Source organism: Acetomicrobium sp. S15 = DSM 107314 (assembly GCF_016125955.1).
GTDB lineage: Bacteria > Synergistota > Synergistia > Synergistales > Thermosynergistaceae > Thermosynergistes > Thermosynergistes pyruvativorans.
This window is the reverse complement of the sequence record NZ_JADEVE010000244.1, coordinates 45,968-68,552: the sequence shown is the minus strand read 5'-3', so window position 1 is coordinate 68,552 and position 22,585 is coordinate 45,968. Positions and strand designations below refer to the sequence as shown.

The window sequence follows — 22,585 nt, the reverse complement described above, 5'->3', positions numbered from 1 at the left end:
ATATTGCTGACCGCGATACACATATCTTTTCTGCAAGTTGTTCTTGTGTAAGGTGCTTACGCTTGCGTGCTGAGCGTATAACTTCTCCGTATCCCACCTTGTTTACCCCCCTTCAGATGCTAACTGTACTATGAAAATATATATCTGTTTGGGAGGAGTGTCAAGTGGTATAAGCATTTTTTGCATATCTGACTATTATTGACTTATTGCCCACTTAAGGTAGTCTTAACTAAACATTCCCAAATGAGGGCGAGAAATATGCTGACTGGAGATGAAATTCGCAAAGCAAGGAAGGCTAAAAATCTTACACAATCTGAGCTTGCGGCAATAATAGGAGTATCACGGTCAGCTATTTATGATTGGGAAAGAGGGAAGTATTCTCCAACAGGAGAACGCGCTATTAAATTAGCAAATGCTTTAGGGCTTTCAGTTACAGAATTCCTTCCCGATTATCTTTTGGAGGAAAGAAAACCTAACGAAGCTGCCCCTACCAATCACAACATTATTTTGGTCCCACTGCTTTCCGACGTAACGAGGGCTTGCTGTGGGATGGGCAACGGATATGAATTCCCGGACGACACGATTGAGGGGAGATTGGCGGTGGACGTCGACGCCCTTGGGCCGATTCGCACAAATGGCATGTTTGCCTGCAGGGTAGAAGGTGATTCGATGGCCGCAGCGAGAATATATGATGGCGATATCATCGTAGTCGCTCCAGAAGAAGAACCGATAGATGGAGATGTTGTCTTGGCATGTTACGGAGCGCATCAGAGATGGATGATCCGATGGTTTTACGCCCAAAGAGACGGCTCCATTATCCTTAAGGCTGCAAATCCCGAATACCCTGATATCAAAATTACGCCTGAAGATGTCGATTGCGGATGGTATAGATATCTGGGGAAAGTAATAGCCTATCAAGGATCGCCTAAAAAAGGTATATAATAGGGCATTATAAAAATGGAAGATATGGAAGATTATGTACGTCATAAACAAGCCCAGAAGGGGTATATAAAAAGGAGGGCAGGGAAATGAAAAGAGAAACAAAGGTATTACTGTTATGCCTAATTATTATTATGATCTATACGGATACATCTTATGGTTGGTTTGGGAAAAAGAAGAAAATAGATTGGCCATCAGCAGAAGTAACAGAAGAAAATATTAGGGCTGCCCTATCGCAGAAACCGTCTATAGATCCACTTTGGAAAGATTCTAATTTTGCAGAAAAGATTACAAAGATAGAAATTACCGATCATGCTGCCAAGCCAGGGCAGAAGATTATTAACATATGGTACGAAATGGGAGATGTGTGGGACGAAACAGACTTGGTAAAGAAAGCCGGAGGCACGACAATACTGATAAACAGCATGCTTTTCCAAAATGATAAAGTAGAATGGGTAACGGTATTTGCGCAAGCCAAAATGACAGATCAGTATGGTAATACCGAGCTGGAACCTGTTGTTAAAATTGGCATTACAAAGGAGATAGCAAATAAAGTTAATTGGGAGGGGTTGGCAGAAAAACATGCCGGTAGCGATCCAGGGAATATTTACAGGATCGCCGATAATTACAATATCCACTACGGGGTATTAAAACGCGTTAAACTTGATAAAATTCGCTTAAAGTAAGCTGTCAAGCCAAGAGGGGGGTTTGCCATGAGAAAGGTAGCTCTTTGTTTGTTGATGGTTTTAGCTCTCAGCTTCACATATGGATCAGCTTTCGCTGAGGATAAATTCCCGCTTAAAAACGTCAGCTATACTGTAAACGATTTGGGGACTGAATTTATCGGCGAAGTTACAAACAATTCCGGAACAAGCTATACCATGGCCTCCTTTAAGCTCAGCGTTTACGATGCCAATGAAAAGTTGCTCGACGTCGTAGATATCGTTATAAACAATTTTGAGGACGGCCAAACCCGCAGTTTTAATGGCATTTCCATGAAGCAGATATCCGAGATCTCGCGCTTCAAGCTGCAATTCGAGGTCGGCATATAGTCTTCATTAAGAAGGCGGTTCCATACAAATAAACAGGGCATCCTCCTTAGGCTAAAAGTTCTTGACACTGAGGGAAAGATTGCTAAAATATATCTTGCAGGCTAAGGCCTGTAAATGAAAGGTATCTTCCCCCGGCGGACGTTGAGGAGTGCCCTCAACATAAAGTCCAAAGGGGGTTATTTTTTGGCCGTTCATTTCGGCGCACCAGAGCCTGCGATTAAACGCCTTTATACTTTTGTCAGTCAGTCGGGCGGTAAATGGTTCGTGTCGATCCAGACCGAACGGGGGGTCGAGCAGCTGGTACCGGAGGCCCTCGGCTCGGCAATACCTGCCGCGACTTCCCTGATATCCACACAAAGCGGGTGAAGGATAAAAAATGAGTATTTACAAAATTGCTAATATCACATATAATATTACACTGAAAGTGGAGGCGTATCTGTGGCTGATGCTAACGAGCTATTGGAAAAATGGCAGTCTTCAAAAGCAGAAGAGCGATACGACGTTGTAGAGAATTTTCTTTTAAAGGCTGGATTCGTTAAGGTGAGTGATAGAGGAGGGAGTCATTTCGTTTTTCAACATCCTTTGTTGAAAGAGGCCTTCAAATTGTTTCCTAATAATTTCCCAAGAGATTTCCATCCCAGCGGAGATCTGGTCATTGTTAAGCACAAGAACAAAGTCCAGAATTGGTATCTAAAATATATCTGTAAGGCGATGAGATACATTCGAGAAATAGAAGAAATAAAGGGGAATAAATAGGCACCAAGATGTTTATGGAGGGGATAGCCTTGGAAAAGAACTTAGAGTATTACATGAAATTGAATTATCCACTTGAAGTCATAGAAGTTCCCGAAGAAGAAGGTGGGGGAGTTATCATTACGATCCCTATTTTGGGAAGAGCGTCGATGAATGCATATGGTGAAACATTCGAGGAAGCAAGAGCAATGTTAGACGAATTGAAGAAGGACTCTTTTTCGCGCTGGCTTAAAGAAGGGCTCCCAATACCAGAGCCTGAGGAAGCGGATGAAGAGTATAGCGGTCACTTTGCTCTTCGTATGCCGAAATTTCTTCACCGGATGTTAGCAGAAAAAGCAAAACGCGAAAATGCAAGCATCAACAGCTTAATCAACATACTGCTCTCGTTAGCCTTATCTGGATCCAACGTAATGGATATGGATAAAATCAAAGAAATAGTTAAGGCTGCTTTCAAAGAATGCTTTCAAGAAACAACTTGGAACGAGATGCATGTTATTCATCACATTGGAGTCGAGCATGCTATAAACAATGACATTGCCAAAAAGACAGTCTCGCAATGGTATTCGGATGCCAAAAACTCCGGAAAACTTCAGAATATAGCATGAAAAAAGAACACCGTAAGCCAGATCTCCCTTTTGCTCTGTTGCACAACTTCATAATTTTTTCAATGCTCAAGGCTAACCCCGAATTTTCGCCTGAGAATTTCGAGGTGCCTGATATCGATGTTAAAGTATCAATGTTACCTGTTGGGGATGATAAAAAGAAATGGCATCTTTATCTGTCATTAGACGTAAGAGAGGGAGCGGACCCGAAAACCTACCCATATTTTTTTAACATGATTATGTTTGGTATTTTTTATGCTCCTGTTTATCCTGCGATTGAGTCTGAAGAAACAAGGAAAGAATTCCATAAGATTCTCTATGTCAACGGCTCTTCTATCCTCTATAGTGCAGCAAGAGAGCATATCCGAACTTTCACAGCAACAGGACCCTACAGGCCATTCATCCTACCAACAACTCAATTTTTGCCTGAAGATGCAGAAGCTGCTTTACAAAAAACAGATTGAACGCCTGAAATTATTTCCACCTCGATCATTTCTGCTCATCCAACCAGTCCGCCCACCACTGCATCATCTTTGTCCGTTCTTCTATGTATTCCGCGTGATTATAGGCTGCGCTGACGGTGTTTTTCTCAGCGTGGGCCAGTTGTCGCTCTATCACGGCTGAAGGCCATTTATGTTCGTGCAGAATTGTTGAAGCCATACCCCTAAAGCCATGGCCGGTAAACTCCTGCTGAGAATAACCCATGCGGCGGATCACAGCGTTGACGGTGGCATCAGACATTGGGCGTCCCAAGTTTCGGGAAGACGGGAAAAGAAAGGGAGATTTCCCCGTAAGATTGCGGAGCTCATCGAGGATCTCGAGAACTTGTCGTGAAAGTGGAACCAGATGAAGCCGCCGCATCTTCATTTTTTCCGCTGGGATTTTCCAGAGGGCTTCCTTAATGTCGATTTCTGACCACTCTGCCCTCCTGAGCTCGCCAGGACGAACGAAAGTATAGGCTTGGAATCTCAGGGCGGCTCTGATAATTGGAGAACCGTTGATGGCATCCATGGCCCTCAGAAGAGCTCCAATCTTTTGGGGATCCGTTATAGTGGGGTAATGAACGTTCTTTTTTGGTATAACGGCGCCACGGAGATCTCCGGAGGGGTCATGGTCGGCCCGTCCGGTTGCAATTGCATACCTTATAATTTGACCACAGATCTGGAGGACCCTGTGTGCCGTTTCAATCTGCCCCCTGTTCTCGATCCTGCGGACGATGGAAAGAAGATCCGGCGCTGAAATGTCGTTGATGGGAATGTCTCCAATATAGGGAAGTATCAATCTATCCAATCGGGACCTAACTGTCCTAATGTGCCCATAGGTGCGTATGGGCACAACACGTTTTTCGAGCCATTCCTCGGCGACTTTATCAAAGGTTTCGCACAAAGGCACACCGTCAGCTTCAGCCTCAAGCTCTATAATCATCCGATCCCTCATGCGCCTGGCGTCCCTAAGAGAAATATCCGGATATTTTCCCAGAGAACGTTTCGCGTCCTTTTTACCGATGCGCTTGCGGAGGCGCCAGTATTTGTTACCGTTAGGGAAGATTTCCAAGTAAAGGCCGCGATCGTCCAGGACCGAATATCGTTTTTCCTTAGGTGCCAATCTTCGCACTTGAATATCGGTCAACACAGGCATTTCCCTCCATTTGTGGGCACATTCCGAGGTTACCTGAGATGTGCCCGAATTGGTGCCCACCAACTACCTGATATTGACCGTATTTTAATGAGATTTTATGAAACCGTCAAATCTAATAAAATCAGCCGTAGACTGGGTTTTTGTTACTTACCCAACCTACGGCTGATGTGCTCTGGTGGAGGCGCGGGGAATCGAACCCCGGTCCAACAGGGGCCAACCGCACGGGCCCTACGGGCGTAGTCCCCGATGGCGATCTCGAAGGAGAGGCTATCGGGGACAAAGCCCCTCCTTCCAGCCCCCTTGAGGTGTCCCCGGCCCTTAGGAGGCGTTAAGGAGCCAGGTAAGCCGCTCTGTGTGACATCCTTGGCGCCCAAGCGGCGAAAGCGCTAAGGATGTGCTGCTTACTACTTAAGCAGCGAGTGCAAACGTGTCGTCGGCACTTATTTTTGTTGCCGCTGTTTTACGAGGTTACGGCACCTCGGCCCGCACCCACGCGGCCCTCCAACCTGCCGTCGAGACCGTACGCCCCCAAACTCACTCATTTCTAACGGCGACGCGGCGCGCTCGCTCCATGGCCCTCTGGGCGTCTCTCTCGGCTATGGCCGCACGCTTATCGTATTGCTTCTTCCCCTTAGCGAGGGCGATCTCCACTTTAGCCCAACGGTTATCCTTGATGTACACAGAAAGAGGCACCAGCGTGAGCCCTTTTTCCTTGGTTTTGCCCAGCAAACGCCTTATCTCCTCTTTCCGGAGGAGCAACTTCCGCGGGCGCAAGGGATCGTGATTGTAAAAGCTCCCGCGTTCATAGGGCGATATATGGATGTTGTAAAGCCACAGCTCTCCGCCCTCGATTTTAGCGTAACCATCTCTCAAGTTAACGCGCCCCTCGCGCACGGACTTGATCTCCGTGCCAGTAAGCACAATCCCAGCTTCGTACGTCTCTAAGATAAAATAATCATGAATCGCCTTTCGGTTTCTGGCTACCACCTTGTTGGGCACTCATGCAAACCTCCGCCCTCAAGCCTTTGGTCGGGGCGAGAGGATTCGAACCTCCGACCTCCTAGTCCCGAACCAGGCGCGCTAAACCAGACTGCGCTACGCCCCGAACCGATGCATATTATAACACTGCCTTTATCTTCAGTCAAAGCCGACGAGCCGAACCCCTAAAAGGCGCTTCGATCCCCGGTGGCTAAGACCTAAGACCCAATAGTAAGGACTAAAGACCCAAAAAAGTACTTGGCTAAGATGAGGTTTCCATGGTAAAAATATGTGAGGGGGTGAGTGTAGTGTCTAACGGCAACGAGATATACAGCGGCAAATTAGAAGACCTCAAGCCCATCGATATATCCGACATGGCTGAGGGAGCGAGTAAGAGGATCGTCTTCGGGCCGAAGAGGTTTTGGGAAGGCTACGTGATGCGATTTTTCACGCTTCCCCCGAAGAGACAAATTGCAATGCATAGCCACCCGTGGCCTCACTACATACTCGTCATCGACGGACATGGGCGCGCTCACATAGGCGAGTCGGTATACCTATTCGAAAAAGGGTGCTGGGCCCACGTGCCTGGCGGGATGGAGCACATGTTCGAAAACGCCGGGGGAGGAGAGTTGCGCTTTATTTGCATAGTCCCGCGCGAGGGGGATCCGCACGCCGAAGTCGAGATGTAGGCCATACGATAGAAGGCTATGGGAGGGGAAGATCGTCCTCTTCCATAGCCGAGGCGCGGCGCAGTCTGTCTCTCAGTGCGAGTCCAAGGCCCTTTTCTTCCGGCCAATCGGCCACAATTATATCTACATGACGCTTTTCCAGGTAACGCAGCGCGCTGAAAAGCCCCCTGGCATAACCCTCGATGCTTCCAAAGCGCACCTCTACGGCGACGGCTACAGGGGGTTTCCTGATCCCCACATATCCTACCGCCGTGTTTTGGGACAAGATCTCCCTCCACGCCCTGTCGTCTTCTCCCCAGAGGACTAAAGGCACGCTCGGAGCATAGTGGCGGTGGCGCGTCCCGGGAGAGCGCCTCTTTATCTCTTCTCCCTGAGGCAGGACGACATCCTCAACAGCGATTAACTCCTCCACCGGAAGGCCGCCTGGACGAAGCAGGACGAGGGTGGGTCCGGTGGCATCCACTACCGTCGATTCCACACCTACGTCGGTAGGACCGGCATCTATGACCACGTCAACCGCGCCGTTGAGGTCGTCCACGACGGTCTGAGCGTTGGTAGGGCTAGGGCGACCGCTCCTATTGGCGCTCGGCGCAGCCACCGGACAACGAGCTTCCTCTATCAGAGCGAGTGCTACGGGATGAGACGGCATGCGCACAGCCACCGTCGAAAGGCCAGCCCGCGTTATCGAAGGCACACCCTCCTTGGCCACCAAAACGAGCGTCAACGGACCAGGCCAGAAGAGCTTCATCAGCCGCGCGGCCCGCTCGTCGACGAAAGCTATTCTGTCGACATCTTCCGGTGAGACCACGTGGACAATCAACGGATTGTCGGCAGGGCGCCCTTTGGCAGCGAATATTTTGGCCACGGCCTCGCCCAAGAGTGCATCAGCACCGAGACCGTAGACCGTCTCGGTAGGAAAAGCCACAAGCCCGCCATCAGCCAAAACGGAGGCGGCTCGTTTTATAGCAGAAGGGTCTGGGTTCCACCTGTCCACCGTCAGAATAAGAGGCTTCATGAGGATAACTCCTCTTTTAACTCGTCCTCGAAGCGCCTCTTGAACTCCATAAAACGTCCATCTATTATCGCCCTCCTGGCCTTCCGCACGAGATCGGCAAAAAAGTGCAGGTTGTGCCAGGTGCAAAGTCTGACCCCCAAGACCTCCCCAGCCTTGAGGAGATGCCTGATGTATGCGCGGGTGAAGTGTCGGCAGACATAGCAATCGCAATCTGCGTCGAGTGGGGAAAAATCGCAGGCGAAGTAGCTCGCGTTGGCGTTAATCCGCCCTTTTGAGGTAAAAACAGAGCCATGGCGCCCATTTCTCGTCGGAAGGACGCAGTCGAACATGTCCACCCCCAGCGATATGGCTGCTAAAATGTTTTCGGGAAGGCCGACGCCCATGAGATAGCGCGGCTTATCCTGCGGCAGGATGCCGTTTAAGAGGTCCAAGACGCCGTACATGTCTTCATGGGGCTCCCCTACGGATAGCCCGCCTATCGCATAGCCTGGAAAATCCATCGCCAAAAGCTCCTCAGCGCAACGCCTCCTCTGTTCCTCGAAGAGCGACCCCTGAACGACGGCAAAGAGCAGTTGATCACGCTTGACATGCGCGGCTTTGCTCCTTACAGCCCAATCTATCGTGCGATCTACGGCCTTCCGAGAGACGTCATAGGTAGCAGGATAGGGAACGCACTCGTCCAAACATATGGCTACATCGCTCCCTATTCGCTCTTGAATGGAAACTACGGCTTCAGGGGTGAGAAAATGGCGGCTGCCGTCCAGGTGCGACTGAAACTCCACGCCCTCATCCGTCACGCGACGAAAGGGAGCAAGGGAGAAAACCTGAAATCCGCCGCTATCCGTCAATACGCCCCCTCTCCAACCCATGAAGCGGTGAAGGCCGCCGGCTCTCTCTACCACGTCAACGCCAGGACGGAGGTAGAGGTGGTAGGTATTACCCAAAACCATCTGAACGCCCAAGAATTCGAGCTCATGGGGCGACATCGTCTTGACGGCAGCCCGAGTGCCCACGGGCATGAAGGCGGGCGTTTCAACGACGCCATGGGGAGTATAAAGTTCACCGGCCCTGGCGCCAGTCTCTTCGCATCTCGCTATTACCTTAAAAACGGACAAGGTTAACCCTCCCAGCGAAAGAGGGCTTTGGCATTGTCCCAGAGCCTTATGGCGAGCTCGTCAAGCCCCACGCCTTTTGCCTCGGACAAAGCTTCGTAAACGTAGCGGACGTAAGCCGGCTTGTTTGTCTTTCCTCTATGCGCTTGAGGAGCAAGATAGGGAGAATCCGTCTCGCACAACAGGCGCTCTACGGGCAAAAGGGCAGCTATTTCCTTGAGACTCAAGCTATTTGGATATGTCAGAGGACCGGCAAAAGATACATAAAAACCCATATCGATCGCGGCAAAGGCGTCGTTCTTTTCGCCGGAAAAACAGTGTACTACGCCCCCCACTTCATCCGCTCCCTCGCTCTTCAGGAGATCCAAGGCGTCGCGATAAGCTTCCCTTACGTGGACGATCAATGGCTTTTTCGACTCTTTAGCCCAGTTTATGTGGAGTGCAAAGACTTCCCTCTGAACTCCCCTCGGAGAATGATCATAGTGATAGTCCAGCCCTGTTTCGCCTATGGCTACCACGCGATCTTTCGCCGCAAGCCTTTTTAAGCTCTCAGGGATCCCCCTGGCCACGCTTTTAGAGTCGTGCGGATGCACACCTACAGAGGCGTAAATTTCCCTCTCTTTGTAGCGATCGGATAGCGATACGATCTCATCGCTGGAAGCCTCATCGAAGGCTACAGATACAAAACGTTCAACCCCAACGGCCTTGGCCTCGTCGATTATCGCCTCAATTTGCCCCTTAAACTGAGGCATGTTCAAATGGCAGTGCGTGTCTATGAGCTTCAAGACGTTCACTCCTATGTCCTTCAATGGATGCGGCTGCCGAGCGGAATGTCCTTATCGACCGTGAGCAGGGCAAGGCCACCGTCATGCCCTTCCGCAGCCAAAAGCATGCCCTTGCTCTCTATGCCGCGCAATTTCGCCGGCTTCAAGTTGCAGACGACGATGATGACCTTTCCGGCCAACTCCTCAGGGGGATAATGCTCCCTGATCCCCGATACGATCGTGCGCTTCTCGTAGCCCAAATCCACCTCGATCTTATACAACTTATCCGTGCCCGGCACGGGAGCGACAGACAAAATACGGGCGACCCTCAGTTCAACCTTCTTGAATTCATCGATGGAGATCTCTTCTTCGTGCTCGCCAGGATCGACCGGTCGCCCCTTCTTCAGGTCGCGCTCACGTTTCTTCTCTTCCCAACGCTTGAGGTCTATGCGAGGAAATAGCGAGCTTCCCCTCTTGACTGCCGTCCCCGGCGGAAAGTTTCCCCAGCGAAAATCGGCATATCCAAGCGATTGAGGAGAAGACGGGAGGCCCAACTGATTCCAAAGCCTCTCCGCAGCATCCGGCATGAAGGGGGCTATCAAAAGGGATATCAGGCGAAGTGATTCGCACAACGTGAAAAGGACCGTGTCGAGTTGCCCTCCTTTCCCTTCTCTGCCAAGTTTCCACGGTTCGGTCTCGTCGATATACTTATTGGCGCGCCCTATAAAGGCCCATATATTTTTTAGCGCCTCATCGTAGGCGAAGCGGCGCATAGCTACGTCTACGGCCCCGAAGCTCCTTTCGGCCATAGAGGCGATGTCGCGCTCGAGCTCTCCTGCCTCGCCGAAGTGCGGCACTACCCCTCCTTTAAACTGGATCACCATCTGCAACGTGCGGCTCAAGAGGTTGCCGAGGTCGTTGGCGAGATCGGAATTAATGCGCGATACCATGGCCAGCTCGGAGAAATCGCCGTCCAGCCCGAAGGGAACCTCCCTCAGGAGAAAGTAGCGGAAGGGGTCTACGCCGTAGAGATCGACCATCTCGAATGGGTCGACCACGTTGCCGAGGGATTTCGACATCTTCTCCCCCTCTACGGTCCACCAGCCGTGGGCAAAGACCTGTTTCGGCGGCGTCAGCCCCGCGGCCAAGAGCATGGCCGGCCATATGACGCAGTGAAACCTGGCGATATCTTTACCGACCAAATGGCGGACCTCCGGCCAATATAGGCGCCAACGCTCGTCATCGGGATAGCCGCAGACCGTAAGGTAGTTTATGAGCGCATCGAACCAAACGTAGACCACATGTTTCTCGTCGCCTGGTACGGGAATGCCCCACGATATGGTGGTCCGAGATACCGATTGATCCTTCAGGCCTCCCTTTATAAAACTCACGATCTCGTTATACCGCGATTCTGGCAGTATGGCGTCGGGGTTTTCCTCGTAATACTTCAAAAGCGGTTCCTGATACGCGGACATGCGGAAGAAGTAGCTCTCCTCCGACATCATCTCGAGCTGTCTGCCGCAACTCGGGCAGGTACGCCCTTCTCCCATCTGGCTCTCCGGCACATAGGTTTCGCAAGGGACGCAATACCACCCTTCGTACGTGCCCTTATAGATGTCACCCTTACCCTTAAGGAGATTGAATATCGCCTGCACCGTTTTGTGGTGCCTCTCTTCGGTAGTTCGAACGAAGTCGTCATTGGAGATGTTGAGCTTCTGCCACAGCGCCTTGAAGTTATCCACCGTCTTATCGGCGAGTTCCTCTGGCGTCATCCCCTTATTGGCCGCAGCGCGCTGAATTTTTTGCCCATGTTCATCGGTGCCGGTGGAGAACAACACATCTTCTCCCTTCATGCGATGATATCTGGCCATCACATCGGCGGCGATGGTAGTATAGGCGTGTCCTATATGCGGCACATCGTTAACATAATATATTGGAGTTGTGATAAAAAAACGCTTCTTATCTTCCAAGTTTAACCCTCCTCATCGGCGCATTCTCGAAGCCATCGCTTTACGGCGCTCTTTGTAATACCATACCGCTCAGCCACTAAAGAGACAACATCCTTGGCGCTCCTTTTTTCGCTCGTTAAACGCAGAGCCTCTTCTTTCCACGTTTCTGCGGTCTCTGCCATCTTTGCCCCCTCTACGACCAAGACGAGCTCGCCTCTTTTGCTCTCGAGCCGCGCAACCTCAAGCAAATAGGAAATGTTCCCTCGCAACGTCTCTTGATAGAGCTTGCTCATCTCCCTGACGAGGGCAGCTTTTCTATCCCCTAAGGCTTCGAGCATCTCTTCTAAGGTGCCCTGCAGGTCGTGTGGGGGAACATAAAATATCAGAGTCCACGGAAGAAGCGCCACCTTCCCGAGGAGGACACGGCGCTTCTTTTTCTTCTCCGGCAAAAAACCGAGGAAGACGAAGGCGTCGGGCGACAAACCCGAGAGAAGCAGCGCAGGCAGGATCGAAGAAGGGCCTGGCAATACATCGACTTCGAGATTCCTCTCTATAGCGGACGAGATTATCAGATAGCCAGGATCGGATATGGCCGGCATGCCGGCATCTGACACCAGGACTACTTTTTGTCCTTGCTCTACCCTTTCAAGGAGCGGCTCGACCCGAGAGCGTTCGTTATATTCGTGGCAGGATACGAGCGGCGCCTTGATGTCGTAATGGTTCAAGAGCTTCGCGGTGCGCCTCGTATCTTCGCAGGCGATAATGTCCGCTTCTTTTAAGGCGTCTAACGAGCGGAGCGTGATGTCCCTCAAGTTCCCTATGGGAGTGGGCACTACTATGAGCGGCAAGATGCCTGACCCTCCAGGGAGTAGGCCGAGAGCAGCGCTTTTGTATATTTACCACATTCATCATAGATGTACAAGGGCGGCTCCACGGTCAACCCCTCTCCCCCCTTCATTCTCGCCTCCAAGAGTACGACAGAGGCCTCCCTCTCGGGTTTAGGGTGCACGGCCCTCAACCGTTTTGGCTCCAGACCGTGGCCCTTCAGGGCCATCATCAGGCTTGAAAGCCGCCTCGCCGAATAAACCATGTAAAGGCGCCCCCCGTGGCGCAAGAGATAGCTTGCGCTCCTCGCAACATCGTCCAACGAACAGAGAAGACCGCCTCTGGCTACAGCCTCCGACCAAACTGGGCTCGCGCGACTCGATAAAACCTCGCCATACGGAGGATTTGCCACCACTACGTGAAAAGACTGATTTCGATAAAACCGCTGCACCTGGCGCAGGTCGCGGCAGTAAAAAGAAACCCTGTCCGTCAGACCGTTCTCTGCAGCGTTCAGACGAGCCAGTTCCACCAATTCCTCTTGAATTTCGATCCCCTCTATGCTGCACTCCGGATAGCGCCTAGCCAATATGAGTGAAACGGCGCCGTGGGCACTTCCGAGTTCGATGGCGCGCTCGCCACGCTTAATGCGCGCATACCAAGCCAACAGCACGCTATCCACCGAAACGCGAGGGCCTTTGAGCGGCTGCCAGATATGAAGCAAGCCGTAAAGGATCGCATCTCTCGTCGCTTCCATTAAACCCACTCCTCAAGCTGAACGCCTACCACTTGAGACAAGCCTGGCTCTGAGAGCGTTACGCCGTAGATTACATCTGCCCCCTCCATTGTCACCCTGCGATGTGTCATAATAATAAGCTGAATCTTCTTCGCGTATTCGCACAACAGATCGGCAAAGCGCCTGACGTTGACTTCATCGAGCGAGGCGTCCACCTCATCCAAGACCGCAAGCGGGGCATTCGCCTCATCCATGGCGGCCAAAAGGAAAGCTATGGCCGATAGCGATCTCTCCCCGCCCGAAAGCTGGGATAGGTGTTGCGCCCGCTTGCCCGGCGGCCTGCAGATTACCTCCACGCCGGCATCCCAGAGCGATACACCCTCCTCAAGTCTTAAATGGGCCTCGCCCCCTCCGAGGAGGAGGCGAAAGAGTTCGTCGAATCGCCCGTCGATCTTTTTAAGCGCTCCTTTAAAAACGTCGCCGGCTTGGCGGTCTGTCAGCCGGATCAATTCCTCGAGCTCCCTCTTACCGTCAAGGACGTCCTTCAACTCCAGTCCGAGATAAGAAATCCGCTGCGAAAGTGAATTGTCCTCCGAGAGCACCCCGTAATCTACGTCGCCGAAGGAATGAAGCTCCTCCTCGAGCTGCAGCGCAGATCTGCGCAACGCCTCCGCCGATTCGGCTATGCTTGCCGCATCAGCCTCCGAATATGGGAAGCTCCCCTCCCACAGATCTACTATCCTTTCGAGCTCACGTTCGGCCGAGCCCTTCCTTTCCTCGATCGACTGCAGCGATCTGGCTAGCGTCTCTTTATCTTTCTCGGCGGCTTCTGCCCTTCTTCTGGCGCCGGTCACCTTCTTGGCCATCAATGCAAGCATCTCGTCGCTCGCCTCAACGAGCCCCCGCAACACAACGCGCCGCTCCCTGAGGCGTTTCCACTCCAAGCCGATCTCCTTCAGTTTAGCTTTTTCTTCCTCCTGAACCCCCTGAGAGCGAGCCAACTCTTCTTCTAAGCGACGAAGGCGCCTTTCGGCATCGGTCAGTTCGCTCGCAACCCTGGAATGGATCGCCTCGCACGATTTCGCACGCTCTGTCGCCAAGCTGTAAGCGCCTTCGAGCTCCTTGATAGCCGATGGCGCTTCTATTCCTTGAAGCCCGGCGAGTTCCTCGTAGATCCCCTTCAGACGAGTCGAAGCGGACATTACGAGGGACCCCAGTTCTCTCATCTCCGCCTTTCTCGCGCGCTCTACCTCGCTAAGGCGAGCGAGTTCAGCGTAAAAAGTGCCTTTAGTCGCTTCAAGCTGTGCCAGGGTAGCTCGTCTCTCTTCGAGGACGCGCTCCGCCTCTTCCTTTTTCGCTGCCAAAGCTGCCTCTTTTTCTTCAGCGGCTTTGAGGCGCTCCCTCTCCTCGCTGAGGGCTTTCTTCAACGACGCAAGCTCGTTTTTCACCTTCAGAAGGGCGTTATGCACCTCTATCGCTTTGGCCTCGCGCCCTCTGCCACCGCTCACGGCACCCGACGGTTGAAAGACTTCACCCTCGAGCGTGACTATTGGGAATCTGGCTCCCTCTCGCACGAGCGCAGCACCGACCTCATAATCGGTAACAACGAGGAGGTCACCGAGAAGCTCCTCTAAAGGAGCCTCCCAATAGGGCTCAATCTCGACCAAGTCTTTAGCCCACCCCACAATGCCATCCTTTCTCTTTATCTCCTTGGGCGCGCGAGGGCGAGCTCTCTCCTTGGGGAAAAATGTCGCCCTTCCGGCATTGTTCGCCTTGAGTTGTTCTATACAACGCTGAGCCTCTTCGAGGTCTTCCACCAGGAGCCAAAATTGCCTACCTCCCAAATATGCACCCAATGCCACGGACAACCCATCAGGACAAGAAAAGGCTTCGACTACAGGTTTCGGATTCGCCTTCAGCCTGCCAAGCCGCACCGCCGAGATGACATGGCGTACGGGCGATGGATAGCCGTTATCGGACGATTCATGGAGCTCGTTCTCCATCGCTTCGAGCTCCGCCGCCCTTTTCCTCAAACCCTGAACTTTAATGCCGAGGACCTGACAGAGCGCATAGGCATCCCCGTGAGCCTCTATCGCTACTTCGAGGTTCTTTTTTGCGACTTCGAGTCTCTCACTCGAAAGCTCCTCGTCGAGTTCGAGACCTTTGAGCTTGTGGAGCAGTTCACCTGCAAGGCGGCTTTCTTCTACAGCGAGCCGCCCGAGGGCGCGCAGACGGCTCATGGCCCTTTCGCGCTCAAGCTCAAGGTCGGCTTTTTCGCTGAGGAGATCTTTTCTTCTTTGCCTCTTTTCCTCGCGCTCCGCTTCTCGAAGGCGCTCCGCTTCTCGAAGGCGCAAGAGTTCACCCTCAAGCTTTCCCAACTTGCGCTTTGCTTCTTCCATCTCACCTGCAAGCCGCCCTTTTTCCTCCAGGAGCTTACGGTGACGATCGTAAGCCTCGCGACGATCCGCTTCGATGCGACAAGACTTCTCTCTTGCCATTCTGTAAGAGAAACCGCTCGCTCCCAATCTGCGCCGAAGCGATCCCATCGCTTCATCAAGGGCAGAAAGCTCGGCGGCGAGCTGATCCGACCTCTCGCGAACCTTCCTTTGCTCCTCCTCGAGTTCCACAAGGGCCTTTCTCCACAGGCGCGCCCAAAAAAGCCGCTTGCGCAAATGGCGCTGCACCTCTTCGCCCTCCTTTGAAAGGCGCTCTAATTGAAGTTCGAGGTCCCTCCTCAGCCGCCAGTAAAGAAATTTTCGCGCCTCCTCCAGGCGCATCCCTACACCTTTGGCTCTTTTCGCTAATTCGACGCCAGGGGCTATTTCATCTCTACGCCTCTTAAGTTCTACCATGAGCGCCTCTATGCGCGTCGCCTCTTCGAGGACCGCAGCGAGCTTAGACATTGCACCCTCGCGCCGCCTTCGGTAGAGATCTATGCCGAATAGGGCCTCTAAGTTGTTGCGACGCAAGGCGGGAGATTGTTGGATGACCTCCATCACTTCGCCCTGCCCTATGAAGACAAACCGGTCTCCCTCGAGGCGCCAGCCCCTCTTTGCTTCTTCCAGTTCCTTTAGGCGAATTCGCCTGCCATCCAAGTAAAGGGTGCTTCCTTCTTCGTCCACTTCGCGGCGCAGACGGCAAGAGAGCGCCCCATCTGTCAGATCCAGAGCAACCTCCGCGCTTTTGGCGGGCGGTACGGAGGGGCTACCCTGAAACATGAGATCAGAAAGTCGGCTGATCCTCAGGCGAACTGGCGATGAATCGCCCAAGACGAAGCGCAGCGCATCCAAAACGTTGCTCTTGCCGCTGCCGTTGGGACCCACGAGAGCCGTAAGACCCGGAGAGAACGCGAATTCACAAGGGCGTCCGAAGCTCTTAAACCCTTTCAGGCGCAGCGCTGCTATGTACAACGACCTTCGCCTCCCGGAGGAGTTTTACACGCCTTTCCGCTTGCTCAAGCGGGCCCTGGAAGTCGAGGCGGTATTTTGCCCACTGGAATTCGGGTGTCTCGCGGATGAACATTCTAAGCCCAAGCTCCTCTTCCCAACTGGAAAGGTAAGTCTCGGCGACATAACAAGCCACGCTCGGATACATCTCCACGAGGATAGCCTCCGGCTTGCTGGAGAGCGCGACCTTGCGCAGGAAACGCTTTAGATTCATGGCGACGGTATCCTCTTTGAGCACCCAGCCGTTGCCTGAACAAAAGGGGCAGTTCCTGCTCAAGACAGCACGCACATCCGGGCGAGCACGCTTGCGCGTCATCTCCACTAACCCAAGGTGCGTGATGCCGAAGACGCGCGCTCTGTAGTGGTCTCCTTTGAAGAGTTCGTTTAACTTCGACAAGAGAGCCTGTTGATCTTTATCACGGTCCATATCTATAAAGTCGACTATGATCATGCCCCCGAGCGCCCTCAGTCTGATTTGACGAGCTATCTCAGAAGCTGCCTCTAAGTTCGTATCTAATACGGTCTGCCTCAAGTTGGCCTTGCCCACATATTTTCCAGTATTCACATCGATTATCGTGAAAGCCTCCGTCTGATCGATCACGAGATAGCCCCCCGACGGAAGCCAAGCCTTCCTGTCTAATGCTTCTTCTATCTCCTTCTCTAAGCCGTAAAATTCAAAAATCGGCACATTCCCTCTATGTAAACTCACCTCTGGAGGTTTTTCAGGACAGAAGCGATCGATATACTCCTTCACCTCTTTGTACTCTTCCTCGCTGTCTACCACAATCTCCGCAATGTCTCCAGAAACTTCGTCCCTCAAGATGCGGCCCAACAAGCCCATATCTTTGTATATCAAACAAGGGGCCTCTTGAGATAGAACGGTGTGTTCTATGCTCCGCCAAAGGTCCATAAGCTCGGTCAAATCCTGGATCAATAGATCCTCGTCTGCCCCAGCAGCTACAGTGCGCACTATCAAACCAAAGCCCTTGGGCCTCAACTGCCTCGCGAGGGTCCGAAGGCGGCGGCGTTCCTCAGGACTTTCGATCCTACGGGAGACCCCTATTTCCTTCCCACCGGGAACCAACACCACATATCTGCCGGGCAGCGATATGTGGGCCGTCACCCTGGCGCCTTTTCCCTTTCTTGCGACCCTCATCACCTGGACCAGTATGGCGGCATTCGGCTCCACCTTATGCCCCTTTGCGTCGGCCAGATAGAGAAAGGCATTGCGCCCCTCGCCCAAGTTTACAAATGCGGCGTGCATGCCGGGAAGCACCGTATCTACGCGGGCTTTGTAGATATCACCGGCCATATGGCGATCCCAGATGCGCTCGATAAAAAATTCGCAGAGTTTCCCTTCTTCCACCACTGCTATGCGCGTCTCCTCGGGCTCGGCGGCGTTGACTATGATTTTTCTTTCGACGGTCACTTCTCTTCCTCCAATCTCATCCGAGGAGCGGCCTCACCCGTTCCCCATCCCATCCCCCGACGCACCTTCGCACGACTAGCAAGTCCTGCCACCCGCCTATCGCATTTTCATTCACCAAACACTTCACCAATTCCGAAGGGGTATGTCGATTGGGATCTTCTTGAGAAAGTTCAAGTTTTTCGTCGCCCTGTTCAAGCGCTAAAAGTCCTAAGGCGGAGGCGTTTTTGGCTATCGCTCTGTATATGGCGCCAAGAGAGAAGGATCCGCGTGGGAATATCTCGTAAGAAGCGGCTGTGCACAGCTCATTCAAAGGTTTGCCGAAGACCTCCTCGGTGCAGAGTAATTTAATCCCTTCAGGAAGGTGGGCGTTCCACTCTTTCATCGCCTCAGGATGCCAGCTTTCGAGCCAAAACTCCGCCGGTTCAGATAGTCCCAAAACGCCCATAGGCAGAGCCGGTCCCAGGCTCAGCTTCGGGTGCGGGACAAGTCCGGCGGTGTTTTGAAGCCTAAAACCTGCCCTCCTGGCCGAGCGACAGAACAGCTTGGGCAGCTCTACATGCGGGATAAAACACAACAGGCCTCTCTTTTCAAAAGTAACGCGCAGTCTCATCCATTTACCACCTCTGAAGTCTCTCAAACCCGACCGGGGCAATCCGAATTTCCCCCTCGGCAACCTTTAAGATGCCAACCGCAGGAAAGACAAGCACCGACGCGACAATCCGGTGAGATCGAACCCGCATAAGCCCTGTCGCGCTCGCTCAGCAAAAACGCCTTGTCCACACCCACATCTATATGGTCCCAGGGGAGGACCTCCTCCACGCCACGCTTCCTTTGGGCTATCGATGCGGCATCCAAGCCACAAGCTTCAAAGGCATCCGCCCATAAGGAGAAAGAAAACGTCTCCGTCCATCCGTCGAACCTGGCACCCCGCTGCCAGGCCTCCTCTATCGCTTCGGCGACGCGCCTGTCGCCCCTCGCGATGACCGCTTCGATAAAACTTTGATCTGGATCATGATAACTCAAGGCGATCCCCGGCTTTTTGCTCCTAGCCTTGAGCCACCTTCCTCGCTCCAAGAGTTCGTCCCTCGGAAGCTGCCCCTCCCATTGAAATGGTGTGTGCGGCTTAGGCATAAAACCTGCCACAGAGACCGAGATTTCGGCCCTCTTTTTATTGGCCTTCCCTATGCGGAGCGCTTCGTTCGCCAACTTGACGATTCCCATGAGGTCTTCTTCCTCTTCCGTGGGAAGGCCCATCATGAAATAGAGCTTGACCCGCTCCCATCCGTGAGAGAAGGCCGTCTCCAGCGTCTCCTTTATGTTCTCGTCGGTGATCTTCTTGTTGATCACGTTTCGCAACCGCTGACTTCCGGCCTCAGGAGCGAAGGTGAGTCCCCCTCGTCTGGCTGTCTCAAGGCGAGAGGCTAATTCCACAGAAAAGCGATCCATCCTGAGGCTCGGCAGGCTGAGTTTTATCCCCTCTTGCATTAAAGGGAAGAGTCCATCGAGAACTGAGAGCAGACCGCGGTAATCGCAGGTAGAAAGGGAAAGAAGTCCCAATTCCTCCCAACCGGTGGACCTTAAGAGGCTTTTGCAAAGGGCGAGCACTTTCTCGGGGCTTCGACTGCGAACGGGTCGATAGGCCATGCCAGCCTGGCAGAAGCGACATCCCTGAGTGCAGCCGCGGAACACCTCGACGCTAGCCCTGTCGTGCACTATGCCTGAGAGCGGAACGAGCATAGAATCAGGGTAAAAGGCCTTTTCCAAATCCATCACGATCTGCCGCTTTACCGAAGAAGGCACAACCGGGATAACGCCGGGCACGTAAAAGCCGGCGAGTCCTGCGATCAATTTTAAGCGCTCATCTCTGCGCATCCCCTTTGTGCCGCGAAGGAGCTCGAGCAACGGCGGGAACAAGACTTCTCCATCTCCGACGCAGAAGGCATCTATAAAGGGCGCCAAGGGCTCGGGAACAAACGCTCCGGGCCCGCCTGCGATGACGATGGGATCTTCGTCTCTCCTCTCGTCGCTATGAAGCGGTATTTCTCCAAGTGCGAGCATGGTCAAAATATTCGTGGCCGTGAGCTCGTATTGCAGCGTAAAAGCCAAGACATCGAAGGCTTTAAGCGAAAGGCCCCACTCGGATGAGCATAACGGTAACCCCTCGGCGCGAAGTAATTTCTCCATATCTGGCCACGGGGCGTAGACGCGATCCACATCCGCAAAGGGGATCGACTTGATGAGGCGATAAAATATCTGAAAGCCGAGATAGCTCATACCGAGCTCGTAGGCATCTGGAAAGGCAAGACAGACGGTTACGCTGTCGCTTCCCAGTTCTTTGGGCGACAAGGTTTCTATTTCGCTTCCTATGTAGCGAGCTGGGCGCTTAACCTGCGACAAGAGGCGAAAACGCGGATCTTGTAGTTCTTTCACCGAAGACCCTCCAAATCATTCATATTTCTTCAACGTGGATAAGTGCACGCTTTCAACGCAGGCGAGGGCGATGGCCGAGGCCAGCAGGGAGCTGCCCCCGTAACTCACAAAGGGAAGGGGCAGGCCAGTCACGGGAGCGAGCCCCACGCTCATCATTATGCTTTCTGCAGCCTGTAACCAAAACCACGCTGACAACATAGCGACCAACACTTTGGCGCGAACGTCTTTCGCCGCAAGCCCGATTTTGACCATTCTCCAAATTAGAAGGACATAGAGTGCGATCATAATCGCACCACCGATGAAGCCAAATTCCTCAGCGAAGACGCTGAATGCGAAATCCGTGTGAGGCTCAGGCAGAAAGCGCAGCTTGCTCTGCGTCCCGGCAAGAAAGCCTTTCCCCAACAATCCACCCGAACCCACCGCAATGCGCGACTGAATGACATTATAACCGGCACCTAAAGGATCTACCGACGGATCGAAGAAGGTGAGCAGGCGCAGTTTCTGGTAATCGGCTAAAAAGAGCCATACCAGAGGAAACGAGGCCACCAGGCACCCCAAAAGCCCGGCTATATAACGCCAGGGAGCCCCAGATACGAAAAGCGCTATCAACGTCATGAACCCATATACCAAAGCACTGCCCATGTCCGGCTGCAGGAGGATTAAGGCCCCTCCTGCGCCGGCCAAAGTCAAGGCCCACAAAAACGTGGCGAATTCCTTTGGTGGGTGCCTGAAAAGGAAGCGCGACAAAAAGAGGGCCAACCCGACTTTTACGAACTCGGCCGGCTGGAGGCGAAGAGGACCTAAGACGTACCAGCTCTGGGCGCCGCGGGTCACATGGCCTGAAACCAACAGTCCTGCGAGCGCCAATAAGCAGACCCCATAAATGACATGTCCCCACCTAAGCAGACAGCTATATCCTATCTTGAGAGTCACCAAAAAGGCTAAGGCCGAGAAAATGCCCCATACGAATTGGCGCGCGAAGAAGTTGACCTTCCATCCCAACGTGGCGCTATATATAGTAACCAAACCGACGCAGAAGAGAAGGATCGCGCTCCCCAAAAGCCAATAATCCAGAAGAAGCAGAGATGTTATCCACTCCCTCTGTTCTTCAGTTTGCCTCATTGCTCAGGAGATAACGTTTTAAGCTGCCTCTTGACGCCCATCAGTGGAATGTTAGCCACCAAGGCGACGGAACGATCCTCCCGCTCAATTTCCAACTCTATGCGTTTGTCGTCTATATCCAAGTATTTGCCTATTGTCTGTATCAAATCCTTTCTCAACTTCTCCAAAACGTCCGGTGAGATATCGGCACGATCGTGAATGAGCACGAGTTGAAGGCGCTCTTTTGCCACATCTTTGGAGCCTTTGCGCCGGAAGAATTTTTCCCAGAAGGGCATTCTCGCACACCTCCCTATAAGCCGCTAAAATCGCAATAGCTTTCTGAACTTGCCCCAAAAACCTCCTCTGTTGGCAAACTCGAGTTCCTCAAAAGGCACCTTTTCCCCCGTGAGGCGGCGCGCTATATTGAAGAAAGCCTTAGCCGCCTGGGAACTCGAATGAAGGGTAAGCGGTTCCCCCTTGTTCGTGGAGATGACGACGGCATCGTCATCGGGCACAATACCTATCAAAGCCACGGCGAGGATCTCAACTACATCGGAAATATCGAGCATATCTCCTTGCCGCACCATTTCTGGGCGTATGCGATTGATTATCAAAGAGATATCGGACTTTTCCATCGACTCCAAAAGCCCTATGATACGATCGGCGTCCCGCACAGCTGATATCTCAGGCGTCGTCACCACCAAAGCACTATCGGCACCAACCGCAGCGTTACGAAAACCGGACTCTATGCCGGCAGGGCTATCTATGAAGACGAAATCGAATTCCCCCCTGAGCGAGTCGCATAACCCTTGCATTTGCTCGGACGACACAGCTTCTTTGGTGCGCGTCTGAGCGGCGGGAAGCAAATATAGGGTTTCTACCCGCTTGTCACGGACCAGCGCCTGCTGAAGTCGACATTGGCCCTCTATTACGTCGACAAGGCTGTATACTATGCGGTTCTCAAGACCCAGGACTACGTCGAGATTGCGTAGGCCTATGTCAGCGTCCACGGCCAAAACCTTTTTGCCGGCACGGGCCAATGCCACGGCTAAGTTGGCCGTAGTTGTGGTCTTGCCGACACCGCCCTTGCCAGAGGTAACGACAATTATCCTCGTATCCACCCAAAACCC

The 22,585-nt window shown here is 52.8% G+C and carries 24 protein-coding genes, 1 tRNA gene and 1 other RNA gene; 8 read left to right on the top strand and 18 right to left on the bottom strand.

Annotated features, from left to right (window positions below):
• The coding region (locus EZM41_RS14700; RefSeq protein WP_198468930.1) for a helix-turn-helix domain-containing protein at nt 1-97 on the bottom strand (97 nt) is incomplete at its 3' end.
• A 161-nt stretch (nt 98-258) separates the two neighbouring features.
• On the opposite strand from EZM41_RS14700, the gene EZM41_RS07080 reads away from it, so the two are divergent.
• From EZM41_RS07080 to EZM41_RS07050, 7 genes are all read left to right on the top strand, one after another.
• Nucleotides 259-942, top strand: a complete 684-nt coding sequence (locus EZM41_RS07080; protein WP_198470423.1) for a LexA family protein — start codon at nt 259-261, stop codon at nt 940-942.
• Between the two features lie 86 nt (nt 943-1,028).
• Nucleotides 1,029-1,625 (top strand): hypothetical protein, encoded by a 597-nt coding sequence (locus EZM41_RS07075; RefSeq protein ID WP_198470422.1) that lies wholly within the window; start codon nt 1,029-1,031, stop codon nt 1,623-1,625.
• Between the two features lie 27 nt (nt 1,626-1,652).
• Nucleotides 1,653-1,991 (top strand): FxLYD domain-containing protein, encoded by a 339-nt coding sequence (locus tag EZM41_RS07070; protein WP_198470421.1) that lies wholly within the window; start codon nt 1,653-1,655, stop codon nt 1,989-1,991.
• 183 nt (nt 1,992-2,174) lie between these two features.
• Complete coding sequence (locus tag EZM41_RS07065) at nt 2,175-2,357, top strand: hypothetical protein (protein ID WP_198470420.1); 183 nt, start codon at nt 2,175-2,177, stop codon at nt 2,355-2,357.
• Between the two features lie 72 nt (nt 2,358-2,429).
• On the top strand, nt 2,430-2,747 hold the full coding sequence (locus EZM41_RS07060) for a hypothetical protein (protein WP_198470419.1): 318 nt from the start codon (nt 2,430-2,432) through the stop codon (nt 2,745-2,747).
• 29 nt (nt 2,748-2,776) lie between these two features.
• A complete protein-coding gene (locus tag EZM41_RS07055; protein ID WP_198470418.1) occupies nt 2,777-3,349 on the top strand; it encodes a toxin-antitoxin system HicB family antitoxin in 573 nt (190 codons plus the stop codon).
• Entirely contained in the window at nt 3,346-3,810 is a 465-nt protein-coding gene (locus EZM41_RS07050; RefSeq protein WP_198470417.1) for a protein-export chaperone SecB, read from the top strand. The genes EZM41_RS07055 and EZM41_RS07050 overlap by 4 nt, the downstream gene beginning before the upstream one ends.
• Nucleotides 3,811-3,835: 25 nt before the next feature.
• On the opposite strand, the gene EZM41_RS07045 is transcribed toward EZM41_RS07050, so the two are convergent.
• From EZM41_RS07045 to EZM41_RS07030, 4 genes are all read right to left on the bottom strand, one after another.
• Nucleotides 3,836-4,978 (bottom strand): tyrosine-type recombinase/integrase, encoded by a 1,143-nt coding sequence (locus EZM41_RS07045; protein ID WP_342449257.1) that lies wholly within the window; start codon nt 4,976-4,978, stop codon nt 3,836-3,838.
• A gap of 179 nt (nt 4,979-5,157) precedes the next feature.
• Nucleotides 5,158-5,514: a transfer-messenger RNA gene (gene ssrA, locus EZM41_RS07040) on the bottom strand.
• Nucleotides 5,515-5,518: 4 nt separating this feature from the next.
• Nucleotides 5,519-5,983: an SsrA-binding protein SmpB gene (smpB, locus tag EZM41_RS07035; RefSeq protein WP_198470415.1), complete on the bottom strand. Its 465-nt coding sequence runs from the start codon at nt 5,981-5,983 to the stop codon at nt 5,519-5,521.
• A gap of 27 nt (nt 5,984-6,010) precedes the next feature.
• Nucleotides 6,011-6,089: transfer RNA gene (locus EZM41_RS07030), tRNA-Pro, on the bottom strand.
• Nucleotides 6,090-6,270: 181 nt separating this feature from the next.
• Here EZM41_RS07030 and EZM41_RS13680 point away from each other — a divergent pair.
• Entirely contained in the window at nt 6,271-6,651 is a 381-nt protein-coding gene (locus EZM41_RS13680; RefSeq protein ID WP_198470414.1) for a cupin domain-containing protein, read from the top strand.
• Between the two features lie 16 nt (nt 6,652-6,667).
• On the opposite strand, the gene EZM41_RS07020 is transcribed toward EZM41_RS13680, so the two are convergent.
• From EZM41_RS07020 to minD, 13 genes are read right to left on the bottom strand one after another with little or no spacing between them, the layout of a single operon-like run.
• Entirely contained in the window at nt 6,668-7,666 is a 999-nt protein-coding gene (locus tag EZM41_RS07020; RefSeq protein ID WP_198470413.1) for an L-threonylcarbamoyladenylate synthase, read from the bottom strand.
• On the bottom strand, nt 7,663-8,781 hold the full coding sequence (gene tgt, locus EZM41_RS07015) for a tRNA guanosine(34) transglycosylase Tgt (RefSeq protein WP_198470412.1): 1,119 nt from the start codon (nt 8,779-8,781) through the stop codon (nt 7,663-7,665). Before tgt ends, EZM41_RS07020 begins: the two co-directional genes overlap by 4 nt.
• Nucleotides 8,782-8,783: 2 nt before the next feature.
• Nucleotides 8,784-9,563, bottom strand: a complete 780-nt coding sequence (locus EZM41_RS07010; RefSeq protein WP_198470411.1) for a TatD family hydrolase — start codon at nt 9,561-9,563, stop codon at nt 8,784-8,786.
• 20 nt (nt 9,564-9,583) lie between these two features.
• Nucleotides 9,584-11,512, bottom strand: a complete 1,929-nt coding sequence (gene metG / locus EZM41_RS07005; RefSeq protein WP_198470410.1) for a methionine--tRNA ligase — start codon at nt 11,510-11,512, stop codon at nt 9,584-9,586.
• 2 nt (nt 11,513-11,514) lie between these two features.
• The gene (gene rsmI / locus EZM41_RS07000; RefSeq protein WP_198470409.1) at nt 11,515-12,339 is read right to left on the bottom strand and encodes a 16S rRNA (cytidine(1402)-2'-O)-methyltransferase; all 825 of its coding nucleotides are present in this window, start codon (nt 12,337-12,339) and stop codon (nt 11,515-11,517) included.
• Nucleotides 12,327-13,070 (bottom strand): tRNA1(Val) (adenine(37)-N6)-methyltransferase, encoded by a 744-nt coding sequence (locus EZM41_RS06995; RefSeq protein WP_198470408.1) that lies wholly within the window; start codon nt 13,068-13,070, stop codon nt 12,327-12,329. Before EZM41_RS06995 ends, rsmI begins: the two co-directional genes overlap by 13 nt.
• Complete coding sequence (gene smc / locus EZM41_RS06990; protein WP_198470407.1) at nt 13,070-16,459, bottom strand: chromosome segregation protein SMC; 3,390 nt, start codon at nt 16,457-16,459, stop codon at nt 13,070-13,072. The genes EZM41_RS06995 and smc overlap by 1 nt, the downstream gene beginning before the upstream one ends.
• Entirely contained in the window at nt 16,425-17,924 is a 1,500-nt protein-coding gene (locus EZM41_RS06985; protein WP_198470406.1) for an Rne/Rng family ribonuclease, read from the bottom strand. The genes smc and EZM41_RS06985 overlap by 35 nt, the downstream gene beginning before the upstream one ends.
• 16 nt (nt 17,925-17,940) lie before the next feature.
• Nucleotides 17,941-18,534: a TIGR03936 family radical SAM-associated protein gene (locus tag EZM41_RS06980; RefSeq protein WP_198470405.1), complete on the bottom strand. Its 594-nt coding sequence runs from the start codon at nt 18,532-18,534 to the stop codon at nt 17,941-17,943.
• 23 nt (nt 18,535-18,557) lie between these two features.
• Nucleotides 18,558-20,354 carry a TIGR03960 family B12-binding radical SAM protein gene (locus tag EZM41_RS06975; protein WP_198470404.1) on the bottom strand — a complete coding sequence of 599 codons (1,797 nt, stop codon included), beginning with the start codon at nt 20,352-20,354 and terminating at the stop codon, nt 18,558-18,560.
• 15 nt (nt 20,355-20,369) lie between these two features.
• Nucleotides 20,370-21,476, bottom strand: a complete 1,107-nt coding sequence (gene rodA / locus EZM41_RS06970) for a rod shape-determining protein RodA (protein ID WP_198470403.1) — start codon at nt 21,474-21,476, stop codon at nt 20,370-20,372.
• Nucleotides 21,473-21,751 (bottom strand): cell division topological specificity factor MinE, encoded by a 279-nt coding sequence (gene minE, locus EZM41_RS06965; RefSeq protein WP_198470402.1) that lies wholly within the window; start codon nt 21,749-21,751, stop codon nt 21,473-21,475. Before minE ends, rodA begins: the two co-directional genes overlap by 4 nt.
• A 24-nt stretch (nt 21,752-21,775) precedes the next feature.
• Nucleotides 21,776-22,576: a septum site-determining protein MinD gene (gene minD, locus EZM41_RS06960; RefSeq protein ID WP_198470401.1), complete on the bottom strand. Its 801-nt coding sequence runs from the start codon at nt 22,574-22,576 to the stop codon at nt 21,776-21,778.
• Between the last annotated feature and the right edge of the window lie 9 nt (nt 22,577-22,585).

Excerpts from the sequence above, each read along its gene's own strand:
- EZM41_RS06995 (WP_198470408.1), bottom strand. The coding sequence starts at position 13,070 with ATGGAAGCGACGAGAGATGCGATCCTTTACGGCTTGCTTCATATCTGG.
- EZM41_RS06980 (WP_198470405.1), bottom strand. The coding sequence starts at position 18,534 with ATGAGACTGCGCGTTACTTTTGAAAAGAGAGGCCTGTTGTGTTTTATC.
- rodA (WP_198470403.1), bottom strand. The coding sequence starts at position 21,476 with ATGAGGCAAACTGAAGAACAGAGGGAGTGGATAACATCTCTGCTTCTT.
- minE (WP_198470402.1), bottom strand. The coding sequence starts at position 21,751 with ATGCCCTTCTGGGAAAAATTCTTCCGGCGCAAAGGCTCCAAAGATGTG.
- EZM41_RS07020 (WP_198470413.1), bottom strand. The coding sequence starts at position 7,666 with ATGAAGCCTCTTATTCTGACGGTGGACAGGTGGAACCCAGACCCTTCT.
- EZM41_RS07070 (WP_198470421.1), top strand. The coding sequence starts at position 1,653 with ATGAGAAAGGTAGCTCTTTGTTTGTTGATGGTTTTAGCTCTCAGCTTC.
- EZM41_RS07050 (WP_198470417.1), top strand. The coding sequence starts at position 3,346 with ATGAAAAAAGAACACCGTAAGCCAGATCTCCCTTTTGCTCTGTTGCAC.
- EZM41_RS07080 (WP_198470423.1), top strand. The coding sequence starts at position 259 with ATGCTGACTGGAGATGAAATTCGCAAAGCAAGGAAGGCTAAAAATCTT.
- EZM41_RS07075 (WP_198470422.1), top strand. The coding sequence starts at position 1,029 with ATGAAAAGAGAAACAAAGGTATTACTGTTATGCCTAATTATTATTATG.